The organism is Vibrio sp. 10N.247.310.23, from assembly GCF_041467155.1.
In the GTDB taxonomy this organism is placed as follows: Bacteria; Pseudomonadota; Gammaproteobacteria; order Enterobacterales; family Vibrionaceae; genus Vibrio; species Vibrio crassostreae_C.
This window is the reverse complement of the sequence record NZ_JBFSTZ010000001.1, coordinates 89,076-102,201: the sequence shown is the minus strand read 5'-3', so window position 1 is coordinate 102,201 and position 13,126 is coordinate 89,076. Positions and strand designations below refer to the sequence as shown.

The following is a 13,126-nucleotide window of genomic DNA, read 5'->3' as shown; positions in this document are numbered from 1 at the left end:
GAGTACTCCACATCAATGCCTCACGCCGAGGCTAATGTAATAAAATAATACTTATTCTTATGTGATAGAAAAATCGCACAAATCAAAAGTGAATATTTAGTCGATTTGGTGCGCTTGAAAAACTATATAGTAAGGATTGTCTATTTAGCAAAGATCGCAAAAGATACACTTGATACACACTTGACAACTACTTTGAAAACACAACCACATCAAACATCAAACATAAAACAAACAATACAAGCCCAAACTATTGTTTAAAAAAGATAAGCACAAAAAATAGACACCCTTTGCACTTTCGTAAAAACCATTGGTTATCGGCGTATTTTATCGAAAATTCCTTAATAACGAAGTAAAACATCGGAATAACCTTTCTATAAACAGGGAGATGTTGGCGTAATCATAAATTGATAAAATGGAAAGTTAGATGCCAATTGTAAAAACGAAAGGAAATCAGCAACAAGATGGAGATATAAGTCACAATTCAACAACCAAGGCCATTCTTGGCCATTACAAAAAAGACCAACACTCAAACTTACTATTTATGCAAAACTGCGAATTAAGCGCTAGTGACTGACAAATTAATAAGGCCGTCGATCTTTAATTTCTTGTAATACAAATAAGAAAAAAGGCAGAGGGGGAGAGTAAGATAGATGATGAGAATAAGAAAATATGACCAAACTCATCATCTCTTTGGTGTTGCTTATGAGCTTGCTCATATATAGTGCTATAAAAGAAACAACCAATAACAAGCTAGGAGCAAATCATGTCAAACGGTCGTATTTTACACACCATGCTACGCGTGGGTGATCTAGACAAGTCTATCGAGTTCTACACCAATGTAATGGGCATGCAGCTATTACGTAAGAACGAAAACAAAGAGTACGAATACACACTGGCTTTCGTTGGCTTTGGCGACGAATCTCAAGGCGCAGTGATTGAGCTGACTTACAACTGGGGCACCACGGAATACGATCTTGGCTCTGCTTTTGGTCACGTTGCTATCGGTGTTGATGACATCTACACAACGTGTGATGCGATTAAAGCAGCTGGCGGCAACGTAACGCGAGAAGCGGGTCCGGTTAAAGGCGGCTCTACACACATTGCGTTCGTGAAAGATCCTGATGGCTACATGATTGAGCTGATTCAGAACAAACAAGCAAGCGCAGGTCTAGAAGGTTAATTCCTTAACCTCTTTGAGAAGTTGGGTTTGAACGCCTGAAGAAATGAAAAACGAAGCGAGCACTATGCTCGCTTCTTTTTTATCACTCTCACCATAATCGATATTCTTTACCAATTATTCTTAACAATCTCATTGATGAAACTTTACATGATAATGATTATCATTTAAATTAACCACCTATTGATTAGTGAGGTAATACAATGATTAGCGAATGGGAAAAACACACGTTACTTGCCGATACTGCATTGCAGCTCGACGATCCTGTACGAAGTATTCTTCATTATCAGCAGGCTTTGAACTTAAGTGAAGAAATTACAGAACGCACCGATATTCAAGCCGATGAACGCTTACTGATCTCGGTGATTTCTTGCCACAATCTTGCTCAATTCTGGCGTTGGGCTGGCGACACTGAATACGAGCTCAAGTATCTTCAACTGGCTTCTGAAAAGGTACTCACACTGATCCCTCAGTGCCCTAATACTCAATGTTCAAGCTTTATCGATTCTATTGGTTGCTGTAAGAAAGCGCTGATCGATTTCATGAAACGCCACCCAAACCCTAAAATTGCCTCTATGGTGGAAAAGATCGATACCGCGACCAACTGTGAAATGATCGCCCGCTTCCGCTTGAATTAAACAAGTTCCGTTAAAACAACGACTCCAAATTTAAAACATAAAAAAGCCCGTCATCAAGACGGGCTTTGTCATTTCAAAACAAGCTGTTGTTTAGCTTAAACCTGTGTGCGACCTAAAGAGATCACAACACGTCGGTTCTTATCTTTACCAATTGGCGAGTTATTGTCCGCAATCGGACGACGCTTGCCATAGCCTTGCACTTGGATACGATCTTCTGGCAGGCCTAGAGATTTGAAGTACTCTCTTAACGATTCTGCTCTGCGCTCTGAAAGGTTTTGGCTAATCCCTTTGCTGTCGACAGAGTCGGTGTAGGTTGCCACCAGCACAAGGTCGATGTCTTGGTTATAGCGAACGTAATCGGCAATCTGGCTCAGCCTTTTGCGCGACGACTTGTTCAGCTGGTCGCTGTTGCGGTCGTAATGCAAAATAGTGAAAGAGATATCTTCAAAGCTGTAAGGCAGCAGGTTAGCAACACAGTCACTGAACACATTGTATTTTTCTTGGAACAACACCGACGACAACGACACTTCGATACGTTGATCTCGGCTCTGCCACTCTTGGTAGCTGAATGTCGGATAACGCCCTTTCTCCAACTCACTCAAGATGCCCCAAGCTGTTTGACCGCCGACATAGCCGTCAAATTGCTGGAAGAACTTAATGGTTGTCATACGATCAGCACTTTCACCCGGACGCCAAGGTGGCGGCATAGAGATCAAGCTTACATTGCGCGTCGCACCCATTGGACGGCGCATTTTAAGCTCAAAGTCCAAAATGATTTTTTTACTCGCGCGAGATGAGAACTCAGCATCACCAAAGTTTGGAATTGGGTGGACCAAGCGACATTCAAGTGGCGTGTTGGCTACCATCTCCCATGTCGACTGTTGAGGAGATGCTCCGTAACGCTTTTCTTGTGCCATGACCGATGACGACACAAGTAGCGAAAATAGCATTGAACCTGTTATGAGTTGTTTCTTCATAAAGTGGAGTATCTCTTAAGCAATTCGTTTAACAATGCAGCCAATTGCCGCATTTTTCTCTCACGTTTAAATATGCAATTATCAAGCCGCAATGGGTTAGGTAATTTAAGATTTATTGCCCTTCCCTAGTTTTTATCACTGCTATTATCTGCAATAATGCAGCCTTAATCACACTTATTTGGGCTAACATGACTGTAGAAAACGAAGCTCTGACCCTAAAAAAACGCTTTCGCGGCTATTTTCCAGTGGTCATCGACGTGGAAACCGCAGGGTTTAACGCTGAAACCGATGCATTATTAGAAATCTGTGCCATTACATTAAAAATGGATGAGAACGGAGATCTGCACCCTGCATCAACGCTTCATTTTCACATTGAGCCTTTTGAAGGCGCAAATATAGAGCAGGCAGCATTAGACTTTAACGGAATTAAAGACCCATTTAGCCCATTACGTGGTGCTGTGTCGGAACAAGAAGCCCTTAAAGAAATCTACAAGCTAGTGAGAAAAGAACAAAAAGCTTCAGATTGCAGTCGTGCAATCATGGTTGCTCACAACGCTACATTCGATTTGAACTTCGTTAATGCGGCAAGTGAGCGCTGTAAGCTTAAACGCGTCCCTTTCCATCCATTTGCTACTTTTGACACTGCAGCTCTTAGTGGTCTTGCCTACGGTCAAACCGTTTTGGCTAAAGCTTGCCGCACTGCAGGGATGGAATTTGACAACAAAGAAGCACACTCTGCTTTGTATGATACGCAAAAAACCACAGAGTTATTTTGCGGCATTGTAAACAAATGGAAAGCCCTTGGTGGTTGGCCTCTTGTTGACGAAGAATAAAAAATAGAGTCGGTAAACGTTTTTCGTATTGCCTTCATAAAAAACACAACATCCCGAGAATAATATGAATCCTGTTGTAATTTCAGTTTGCATCATGCTTGTTTTAGCTTTGATGCGCGTAAACGTAGTCGTTGCTCTGACGTTCAGTGCAATTATCGGTGGCGTAGCCTCTGGTATGAGCTTGAACGACGCAGTCGCGGCTTTCGAAAGTGGGTTAGGCGGCGGTGCAACGATTGCACTTAGCTACGCTATGCTTGGTACATTCGCTGTTGCTATCTCACGTTCTGGTATCACAGATCTCCTTGCTCAAAGTGTTATCAAACGCATTCACGGCAAAGAGAACAGTGCAGCATCGACTGGTCTTAAATACGGCATGCTTGCGTCGTTGATCTTAGTGACCATGTCTTCGCAAAACGTGATTCCGGTACATATCGCCTTCATCCCAATCTTAATCCCACCTCTACTAGGCGTATTCGCAAAAATGAACCTAGACCGTCGTCTAGTTGCGTGTGTGCTGACTTTTGGTCTGATTACACCTTACATGGTGTTACCGATTGGTTTTGGTGGCATCTTCCTAAACAACATCCTGCTTAAAAACCTTCACGACAATGGTCTTGAAAACGTTGTAGCAAGCCAAGTACCTATGGCAATGTTGTTACCAGCAGCAGGCATGATCTTCGGTCTCCTTACTGCAGTATTCTTTACTTACCGTAAGCCTCGCCAATACAAAGAAACCTCTCACACTGTTGTTTCAACAGAAGTGAAAGAGATCAACAAGAAGCACATCTTAGTTGCAGCGGCGGGTATCGTAGCTGCGCTAACAGTTCAACTGTCGACGGGCTCTATGATCATCGGTGCTCTAGCGGGTTTCATGGTATTTACCTTCGGTGGCGTCATTGCTTGGAAAGAGACACAAGATGTCTTCACCAAGGGCGTTCACATGATGGCAATGATCGGTTTCATCATGATTGCAGCGGCAGGTTTCGCGGCAGTTATGAAGCAAACAGGTGGCGTTGAATCTCTGGTTGAAGCACTTTCAACAAGTATTGGCGACAACAAGCCTCTAGCAGCACTACTTATGCTAATTGTTGGTCTATTGGTTACTATGGGCATTGGTTCTTCGTTCTCTACGATTCCAATCCTTGCAACTATCTACGTTCCATTAGCAGCAGCATTTGGCTTCTCGCCTATGGCAACAATCGCCCTAGTAGGTACAGCTGCAGCACTTGGTGATGCGGGCTCTCCGGCTTCTGACTCAACATTAGGTCCAACGTCTGGTCTAAATGCTGATGGTCAACACGAGCACGTATGGGAAACCGTAGTTCCAACATTCCTGCACTACAACATCCCACTGATCGTATTCGGTTGGATTGCAGCCATGGTTCTGTAATTAGGTTTGTAGTTAAAGAGCCCTACACTCACTTTTATAAAGACCGCCTCGTGCGGTCTTTTTTGTCTCTGAGATTCATTCTACTCTTCCTTCCGCTCACTCTCATTGAACTAGCGACACCAAACAAAAAAGGCTTACTCTGATGAGTAAGCCTTAGAAATCATTGCGAATACAGATGACTCTCGCTGAATTACGCAGCGGGAGCATTACTCACTAAAATTTCGCGAATAGACTTAAGCGTCGCTTCCGTTGAATGATAATCCAATTCAACTTCACTAAAGATGCCGTTCACTTCAAGCATTAAGGTCGGGTAAGAAAATACACCCATCGCTTCTTTAAAGCCTAGCTGGTCATCTAACTCACTTTCCAATAACTTGCTAGAAAGGTCATTTTCAAACTGTTGAACATTCATACCTAGCTCTTCAGCCAACTGCAAATGTGTGTCTTGGCTATGTGGCAACATCGCACGAAGGTAGTAAGCATGTTGAATCGCTTCAAGCATCGCTTCGTAGTGGTCTTGAAAACCTGCAGCAATCACGGCACGGCACGCAGGGTAAGTACTGCGAACAGGTTGGCACTCTGTCCAAAAATCATGGTTAAACTCAGTACCCAACTTAGCTTCGATCTGCTTCCAAATCGCTTGCAGCTTGCCTTTCATCTCTTCTGACATTGGCTCATCAGAATCCGGGGCCAAACCACCCACTACATAGTTAAACTCAATGCTCGCAGGCAATTGTTGTTTCAATAACTCAAGTGTTGGCTTGTAACCCCAACACCAGCTGCACATTGGATCATGCACATAATGAAGTTTTACGTTCATTGTTCATTCCTTATCGAGTCAATGATTCGATCAATTCAAACAAAAAAGGAGCCTGATTAAGGCCCCTCATTTTAACTATTCAGCGCAAAGGCTAGAACTTATTCAGCGTCATCGCCAGCAACTTTAGCCGCTGCTTCTTTGATGATTGGCTGAAGTTCGCCTTTTTGGAACATCTCAAGAATGATGTCACAACCACCGATTAGCTCACCTTCAACCCAAAGTTGTGGGAAAGTTGGCCACTGTGCGTAAGCAGGAAGCTCTGCACGGATATCAGGGTTTTGTAGGATATCTACGTAAGCAAATTTTTCGCCACATGCCATTAGAGCTTGAGACGCTTGAGAAGAGAAACCACAGCTAGGTAGCTTAGGAGAACCTTTCATGTACAGTAGAATAGTGTTTTCTTCAATTTGCTGTTTGATTTTATCGATAGTTTCCATTGCTTCCTCGTTAATGGATTACGGCTTTTATTGCCTTTATTCTACCCCAAACTAAAAGAATAAAAACCATATAAAAAAAGCGGTTAACAAGCTAAGCTAACAATTCACACAAAAGTAATGAAATAAGCTTTTAATAAAGTAAAAACTTGCTAAACTATATCGCAAGTCAGCAAATTGACCATGGTTGGCAGTATAGCGAGCCATGAATAATAATATCACTGGAAGCAATCGAAAGAGTTAACTCTTTCATATCAATGGAGAATTGAGCAATGGCATTTGAACTACCGGCTCTTCCTTACGCGAAAGACGCGCTAGAACCACACATCTCAGCAGAAACGCTAGATTTCCACCACGGTAAGCACCACAACACTTACGTTGTTAAGCTAAACGGCCTTATCCCAGGTACTGAGTTTGAAGACAAAACACTAGAAGAGATCGTTAAGACTTCTACTGGTGGTGTTTTCAATAACGCTGCTCAAATCTGGAACCACACGTTCTACTGGCACTGTCTTGCTCCTAAAGCGGGCGGCGAACCAACTGGCGCTGTTGCAGAAGCTATCAACGCTGCATTCGGTTCTTTCGAAGAATTCAAAGCGAAATTCACTGATTCAGCAATCAACAACTTCGGTTCTTCTTGGACTTGGTTAGTTAAGAAAGCTGACGGTTCTCTAGACATCGTTAACACTTCTAACGCTGCTACTCCTCTAACAGAAGAAGGTGTTACTCCACTTCTAACTGTTGACCTATGGGAACACGCTTACTACATCGATTTCCGCAATGTTCGCCCTGACTACATGGCTGCATTCTGGAACCTAGTAAACTGGTCTTTCGTAGAAGAGAACCTAGCTAAGTAATTATTGCTTACGCTGCGCTATTTATAGCGAGTTATCTATTGAAAGCTCATGCCTCGGCGTGAGCTTTTTTGTATCTGTCGTGTTCCACAAAATCTAAACATTTCGTAATAAACCCGCCAATAGCGCTTACTTCTCGAACTATTGATAGCCTTCTTCCCAACCCTACATAAATTCTCTATTTGCCTGTAATTAAACACTAAAGTTTGCCGACTCCATGCCGTTAAAGGTGTATCCAATGAGAGGCGACATGCAAATACATACTTTAGACAAAGCAGGAATCATCAACGAACTGAAGTTCGGCATCGGGATCAGCCAAGCGGTTGAGCAAGGTCGCCGTGCAGATTTCGCGTTGCTGTTATCTATGTTTTCTAATGATGTCCGTGATTGCACGCCAATTGACACCATTGAAATCACAGAGACAAATGAAGATCGCCTGCGCAAACAATTTGGCGTAGCAGAACCTCAACAACTGCGTTCAAACCAGTCTTCATATGAGATTTCAGCTCAGCAATCTAATCATTTTCATCAAGCTAGCCTTGCCAGCGCCAAACTCAGCCATTACTTGAAACCTGAAGCGCTTGCCTTCATGCCTGAAGATACAGCCGACTTACCCGAAGAGGTTTACCAAAACCTTTCTGGTCATGACCGACGCAAACTCGCAAACAAGCATTTACCTGATTTGCCACATGCCACGCTCTACAATGAGCTAACCACCGCGCAACGTCGGTATCAAATTCAAGCTCAAGTATAGTCACAACAAACCTTACCTCACTGCCTGCTCATCAGCTCCTAAATTGTATCCCTTAAGCAATTGATGTGAGTGATATGAACCACTAGCCTTAGGCACACTCAAAATACAAATTGTGGGTTACGTCTTGAAGTTACTACAAAATGTGAGCTGCCACTAAGTTCATACAAACTTATCAATTGGTACGTCTTAGTTTGAACCAATTCACACCCGTTGTATGAAATTTAACCCATCCTTAAACGACATAGATTATTTTCTTAGGTGTTTGGATGGAAATAAAAAGCTCAATCATATTGGTGACATCAGCAGGCTCGCGCTTGGGAGGAACGATTGCGAACCACTTTGTTAACCTTGGAGCCACCGTTATCCTTTGTGATAAAGACACGGAAGCACTTAAAGCGACGTATCTACAGTGTGCCCGGTTTTCTGACTCTGTTTACCACTACACGCTCAAAGGCAATGACAGCCAAGCGATTCTCAGCGTATATGATTTTATTCAAACCACCTTCAACACGACACCCGATGTGCTGGTCAATAACTGGATAAGCTCCCCAATGCCTAGCCTAATTGGCGATCAGCCTGTGAGCAGCTTTATTAATGATCTCTCATCGATGGCATCGACCCTGTTCGCATTTGGGCAAATCAGTGCTGAGAGATTGCGAGAGGAAGATAAGGAAGGCGTGATTGTGAATGTGATATCTCATGATGACTTTCACGATGTGTCTGGCTTAGAGAGCGCAAACTCAATGATCACTGGCTTTACCCATAGTTGGGCGAAAGAGCTGACTCCCTTTGGCATTCGAGTCGGTGGCGTTGTTCCCGCCGTTCATAACTCCGATGGCAAGCTCAACCGATGTCACTGGGCGCAGCTGCAAGACGAGCTGACCAGAACAACCGAATACATTGTCTCGAATGACTACTTCAGTGGGCGAGTTGTCGCGGCAGAGGTTTAACTCCCTATTCCAATTGAACATGACTGGCTCAGCTCATATTAAGTAGCAGAGCTATTGCCTCTCAATCCGTTTTACAAACGAACCAAACATAAAAAAAGCCCCAGTCTCTCGACTGGGGCTTTCATCTTTTCCCGATAGATAAGTATCGTGCTAGCGAAAACTTATCTCAAAACTAATGCTTACTTATTATGCGTTAGCTTTTTCTTTTTTAGCTTTTGGCGCTTTCGCTTCAGCTGGCTTTTGGTCTGCTTTCTTAAGGATAACTGTAGTACCTTCGAAAGTTTCGCCTTCAACGTATGGTTGGCCGAAGTAAGAAGTTGTTAGAACTTCTTTTAGCTCAGTGATTAGAGGGTAACGTGGGTTAGCACCTGTACACTGGTCATCGAACGCTTCAACAGCTAGCTCGTCTAGTTTAGCGATGAAGTCAGACTCGTTAACACCCGCAGCTTGGATAGATAGTGGGATGTCTAGGTCAACTTTAAGCTCTTCTAACCAAGTCAGTAGACGTTCAATCTTCTGAGCTGTACGGTCACCAGCTTGGCTTAGGCCTAGGTGGTCAGCAACTTCAGCGTAACGACGACGTGCTTGTGGACGGTCGTACTGAGAGAATGCAGTCTGCTTAGTTGGGTTATCGTTCGCGTTGTAACGTACAACGTTTGAGATAAGTAGTGCGTTAGCAAGACCGTGTGGTAGGTGGAACTCAGCACCAATTTTGTGAGCCATTGAGTGACACACACCTAGGAATGCGTTCGCAAATGCTACACCAGCGATAGTTGCTGCGTTGTGTACTTTCTCACGAGCTATTGGGTCAGCCGCACCATTTTTGTAGCTTGATGGTAGGTATTCTTTAAGCATCTTAAGAGCTTGAAGAGCTTGACCGTCTGAGTACTCGTTCGCTAGAACAGATACGTAAGCTTCAAGAGCGTGAGTTACTGCATCGTAACCACCGAACGCTGTTAGAGACTTAGGCATGTTCATTACTAGGTTCGCATCAACGATAGCCATGTTTGGCGTGATTTCGTAATCAGCTAGTGGGTATTTAGCACCAGTCTTGTCGTCAGTAACAACAGCGAATGGAGTAACCTCTGAACCTGTACCTGAAGTTGTAGTGATACATACAAGCTCAGCTTTTTGACCCATTTTAGGGAACTTGTAGATACGTTTACGGATGTCCATAAAGCGCATTGCTAGTTCTTCGAAGTGAGTTTCTGGGTGCTCGTACATAACCCACATGATCTTAGCAGCATCCATTGGAGAACCGCCACCTAGAGCAAGGATTACGTCAGGTTGGAAGCTCTTCATTGCTTCAGCGCCTTTCTCAACAACAGATAGCGTTGGATCCGCTTCTACGTCGAAGAAAGTTTGAACTTCGATGCCTTGTGCTTTAAGTAAGCTAACTACGTCATCTGCGTAACCGTTGTTGAATAGGAAACGGTCAGTTACTAGGAATGCGCGTTTCTTACCTTCTAGGTCGCTCATTGCGATTGGAAGGCTACCACGACGGAAGTAGATAGACTTAGGTAGTTTGTGCCACAACATGTTTTCAGCTCGCTTCGCTACAGTTTTCTTGTTGATAAGGTGCTTAGGACCTACGTTCTCAGAGATAGAGTTACCACCCCATGAACCACAACCTAGAGTTAGAGAAGGTGCAACGTTGAAGTTGTACAGGTCACCGATACCACCGTGAGTAGTCGGGATGTTGATTAGGATACGAGCAGTCTTCATCTTGTCACCGAAGTAACGGATGCGGTCTGCGTTAGTATCTTGGTTAGTGTAAAGACCAGATGTGTGACCGATACCACCGATTTCAACCATAGTTACCGCTTGAGCAACTGCGTCTTCGAAGTCATCTGCGCGGAATAGACCTAGAGTTGGAGATAGTTTCTCGTGAGCGAATTCGTCATCGTAAGAAACTTTACCAAGACCTTCACCTACAAGTACTTTTGTATCAGCAGGAACTTTAACACCAGCCATTTCAGCGATTGCTGGAGCAGGTTGACCTACGATTTTAGCGTTTAGGTTGCCGTCGATAAGCAGAACTTTACGTACTTTATCAGCGTCAGCTTTAGATAGAACGTGAGCTTTGTGAGAAGCGAAACGCTCTTTAACTTCGTCATATACTTCGCTAACTACGATTGCAGCTTGCTCAGAAGCACATACTACGCCGTTATCGAAAGTCTTAGACATAAGGATAGATGCTACAGCACGTTTGATGTCAGCTGTTTCATCGATAACGACAGGAACGTTACCAGCACCAACACCGATAGCAGGCTTACCAGAAGAGTATGCTGCTTTAACCATGCCTGGACCACCAGTAGCAAGGATAAGTGCGATACCGTCGTGCTTCATAAGCGCGTTAGAAAGCTCTACAGATGGTTGGTCGATCCAACCGATGATGTCTTTTGGAGCACCCGCTGCAACAGCTGCGTCTAGAACTAGTTTCGCTGCGTCGTTAGTTGAGTTCTTTGCACGTGGGTGTGGCGAAAAGATGATGCCGTTACGTGTCTTAAGAGAAATTAGAGATTTGAAGATTGCTGTAGAAGTTGGGTTCGTTGTTGGAACGATACCACAGATGATACCTACAGGCTCAGCGATAGTCATTGTGCCTAGGTTGTCATCTTCTTCTAAGATGCCACATGTTTTTTCGTCTTTGTATTTGTTGTAGATAAATTCAGATGCAAAGTGGTTTTTGATAACCTTATCTTCAACAATACCCATTCCAGATTCAGCAACTGCTTGTTGAGCAAGTGGAATACGAGCGTGGTTAGCAGCAAGAGAAGCTGCGCGGAAGATTGCGTCTACTTTCTCTTGAGAGAATGTTGCAAACTCTTCTTGTGCTGCTTTAACGCGAGCTACTAGAGCATCAAGTTCCGCTAAGTTAGTTACAGGCATGGTGGATCTCCTAAAATAATAAATATTAAAAACTTTTTATTAAATTCGCTGCTTGCCGTTAACCTTAAACACCAGCGTTCTTAGTAAATTGCTTTCAGGGCTGAGTATATTATTTCACTGTGTGAAAAAAATTGACCCAGATCAGTTACCCAAAAAGAATTAACCAGAAAGTAGTAAGGCAATCGCAAAAATGAACTTAAGAGCATGATTTATATATATTAAACTCACACTTTTCGTTCGCGCAAAAAACAAGCAAACAGACAACTTTTTTCTACATAGCGTAATAAACTGTAAAAAAGTTTCATTTTTAGTCCGTTAAATTACATGTATACAGCTATATTCGTGCTACTGAGAGTATATCCATAGCGTTGTACGGGCTAGATTCTGACATAATTTTTATTAATTTCGTGCGTCGGTTAACAGTTACTCAATAATAAATTACAAAATGAAACACTACCAACTAGCTTGCAACAGGCTTAAAACAAAAATGAGATTCAATTAGTTTTTCTAAAAAGAATCACCCATTTCAAGTTAGTTTTTTTCATTCGCGTAAATTGAGTTTGTCCCTTACATTACGCGCCTAAACTATTCACAGATCAACCCTTCAACCTTAAGTACGCTAACTGGAGATCGCTCTCATGCAAGGCTTAGAACTCGCAATTTTTATGCAATTCTTCCTTGGGCTTGTTGCTGCCGTAAACCCAATCGGCATCATGCCTGTTTTTGTTTCTCTTACTGCTCATATGCCGCCAGAAGAGAGGAACAGGACAGCCTTACAAGCAAATATTGCTGTTGCCGTGATCCTCATTGTCTCTCTTGTTGCGGGGCAAATGCTGCTTGATATGTTTAGTATCTCGCTGGACTCATTCCGTGTTGCAGGTGGTTTACTATTACTGAGCATCGCATTTTCGATGATGAGCGGTAAGCTCGGTGAAGATAAGCAGAACAAACAAGAAAAATCTGAATACATCAGCAAAGAGCAAATCGGTGTTGTTCCACTGGCTATGCCGCTAATGGCAGGCCCAGGTGCTATCAGCTCGACCATTGTTTACGGGTCTCGCTACCCTGCTGCTATTGATACGGTCGGCATCGGCATTAGTATCATCGCATTCGCAACATGCTCTTGGCTTTTGTTCCGTTCAGCGCCGGTTATCGTTCGCTTTTTAGGTCAAACGGGTATCAACGTGATCACTCGTATCATGGGCCTGATTCTTGGCGCATTGGGCATCGAGTTCATCGCCAATGGTCTACGTAATCTGTTCCCAGGCTTGGCATAACGTTTAACAACATTTCGGTTGCTCTATAAAGGGCAACAATATTGAAATATAGATGAGGCGAGTAAAGCAATTGGGCTTTCACTCGCCTCGTTATTATGAAGCTTGTATAATGACTGTTAATGCATTTAAC

At 43.3% G+C, this 13,126-nt stretch carries 12 protein-coding genes; 8 read left to right on the top strand and 4 right to left on the bottom strand.

Features of this window, described 5'->3' with window-relative positions; all coding sequences use genetic code 11:
• Window positions 1-763: 763 nt before the first annotated feature.
• Window positions 764-1,180 carry a lactoylglutathione lyase gene (gene gloA / locus AB6D93_RS00465; protein WP_004734046.1) on the top strand — a complete coding sequence of 139 codons (417 nt, stop codon included), beginning with the start codon at window positions 764-766 and terminating at the stop codon, window positions 1,178-1,180.
• Between the two features lie 200 nt (window positions 1,181-1,380).
• On the top strand, window positions 1,381-1,815 hold the full coding sequence (locus AB6D93_RS00460; protein WP_004734047.1) for a DUF2753 domain-containing protein: 435 nt from the start codon (window positions 1,381-1,383) through the stop codon (window positions 1,813-1,815).
• A 95-nt stretch (window positions 1,816-1,910) separates the two neighbouring features.
• On the opposite strand, the gene motY is transcribed toward AB6D93_RS00460, so the two are convergent.
• The gene (gene motY / locus AB6D93_RS00455; RefSeq protein ID WP_017063457.1) at window positions 1,911-2,792 is read right to left on the bottom strand and encodes a flagellar protein MotY; all 882 of its coding nucleotides are present in this window, start codon (window positions 2,790-2,792) and stop codon (window positions 1,911-1,913) included.
• Window positions 2,793-2,980: 188 nt separating this feature from the next.
• Here motY and rnt point away from each other — a divergent pair, with 188 nt between their 5' ends.
• Both rnt and AB6D93_RS00445 read left to right on the top strand, forming a co-directional pair.
• Window positions 2,981-3,625: a ribonuclease T gene (rnt, locus tag AB6D93_RS00450; RefSeq protein ID WP_017061178.1), complete on the top strand. Its 645-nt coding sequence runs from the start codon at window positions 2,981-2,983 to the stop codon at window positions 3,623-3,625.
• Between the two features lie 64 nt (window positions 3,626-3,689).
• Window positions 3,690-5,015: a Na+/H+ antiporter family protein gene (locus tag AB6D93_RS00445; RefSeq protein ID WP_029235135.1), complete on the top strand. Its 1,326-nt coding sequence runs from the start codon at window positions 3,690-3,692 to the stop codon at window positions 5,013-5,015.
• Between the two features lie 190 nt (window positions 5,016-5,205).
• Here the strand turns inward: AB6D93_RS00445 and AB6D93_RS00440 are convergent, their stop codons facing one another.
• Together AB6D93_RS00440 and AB6D93_RS00435 are read right to left on the bottom strand one after the other, a co-directional pair.
• Complete coding sequence (locus AB6D93_RS00440; RefSeq protein ID WP_017061180.1) at window positions 5,206-5,835, bottom strand: DsbA family protein; 630 nt, start codon at window positions 5,833-5,835, stop codon at window positions 5,206-5,208.
• Between the two features lie 98 nt (window positions 5,836-5,933).
• On the bottom strand, window positions 5,934-6,272 hold the full coding sequence (locus tag AB6D93_RS00435) for a Grx4 family monothiol glutaredoxin (RefSeq protein WP_004741702.1): 339 nt from the start codon (window positions 6,270-6,272) through the stop codon (window positions 5,934-5,936).
• A 269-nt stretch (window positions 6,273-6,541) separates the two neighbouring features.
• On the opposite strand from AB6D93_RS00435, the gene sodB reads away from it, so the two are divergent.
• From sodB to AB6D93_RS00420, 3 genes are all read left to right on the top strand, one after another.
• On the top strand, window positions 6,542-7,126 hold the full coding sequence (gene sodB, locus AB6D93_RS00430) for a superoxide dismutase [Fe] (RefSeq protein ID WP_017092701.1): 585 nt from the start codon (window positions 6,542-6,544) through the stop codon (window positions 7,124-7,126).
• A gap of 247 nt (window positions 7,127-7,373) precedes the next feature.
• Window positions 7,374-7,877 (top strand): VC2046/SO_2500 family protein, encoded by a 504-nt coding sequence (locus AB6D93_RS00425; protein ID WP_276202729.1) that lies wholly within the window; start codon window positions 7,374-7,376, stop codon window positions 7,875-7,877.
• A gap of 266 nt (window positions 7,878-8,143) precedes the next feature.
• Window positions 8,144-8,827 (top strand): SDR family oxidoreductase, encoded by a 684-nt coding sequence (locus AB6D93_RS00420; protein ID WP_050620898.1) that lies wholly within the window; start codon window positions 8,144-8,146, stop codon window positions 8,825-8,827.
• 186 nt (window positions 8,828-9,013) lie between these two features.
• Here the strand turns inward: AB6D93_RS00420 and adhE are convergent, their stop codons facing one another.
• Window positions 9,014-11,719 (bottom strand): bifunctional acetaldehyde-CoA/alcohol dehydrogenase, encoded by a 2,706-nt coding sequence (gene adhE / locus AB6D93_RS00415; protein WP_102332516.1) that lies wholly within the window; start codon window positions 11,717-11,719, stop codon window positions 9,014-9,016.
• Between the two features lie 638 nt (window positions 11,720-12,357).
• Between adhE and AB6D93_RS00410 the strand changes: the two genes are divergently transcribed.
• Window positions 12,358-12,996, top strand: coding sequence for a YchE family NAAT transporter (locus AB6D93_RS00410; protein WP_004734056.1), 639 nt, complete (start codon window positions 12,358-12,360; stop codon window positions 12,994-12,996).
• Window positions 12,997-13,126 lie beyond the last annotated feature (130 nt).

Bases quoted from the DNA above. Each gene is read 5' to 3' on its own strand.
- AB6D93_RS00445 (WP_029235135.1), top strand. From the start codon at position 3,690: ATGAATCCTGTTGTAATTTCAGTTTGCATCATGCTTGTTTTAGCTTTG.
- AB6D93_RS00420 (WP_050620898.1), top strand. From the start codon at position 8,144: ATGGAAATAAAAAGCTCAATCATATTGGTGACATCAGCAGGCTCGCGC.
- AB6D93_RS00440 (WP_017061180.1), bottom strand. From the start codon at position 5,835: ATGAACGTAAAACTTCATTATGTGCATGATCCAATGTGCAGCTGGTGT.
- motY (WP_017063457.1), bottom strand. From the start codon at position 2,792: ATGAAGAAACAACTCATAACAGGTTCAATGCTATTTTCGCTACTTGTG.
- rnt (WP_017061178.1), top strand. From the start codon at position 2,981: ATGACTGTAGAAAACGAAGCTCTGACCCTAAAAAAACGCTTTCGCGGC.
- AB6D93_RS00435 (WP_004741702.1), bottom strand. From the start codon at position 6,272: ATGGAAACTATCGATAAAATCAAACAGCAAATTGAAGAAAACACTATT.
- AB6D93_RS00425 (WP_276202729.1), top strand. From the start codon at position 7,374: ATGCAAATACATACTTTAGACAAAGCAGGAATCATCAACGAACTGAAG.
- gloA (WP_004734046.1), top strand. From the start codon at position 764: ATGTCAAACGGTCGTATTTTACACACCATGCTACGCGTGGGTGATCTA.
- sodB (WP_017092701.1), top strand. From the start codon at position 6,542: ATGGCATTTGAACTACCGGCTCTTCCTTACGCGAAAGACGCGCTAGAA.
- AB6D93_RS00460 (WP_004734047.1), top strand. From the start codon at position 1,381: ATGATTAGCGAATGGGAAAAACACACGTTACTTGCCGATACTGCATTG.
- AB6D93_RS00410 (WP_004734056.1), top strand. From the start codon at position 12,358: ATGCAAGGCTTAGAACTCGCAATTTTTATGCAATTCTTCCTTGGGCTT.
- adhE (WP_102332516.1), bottom strand. From the start codon at position 11,719: ATGCCTGTAACTAACTTAGCGGAACTTGATGCTCTAGTAGCTCGCGTT.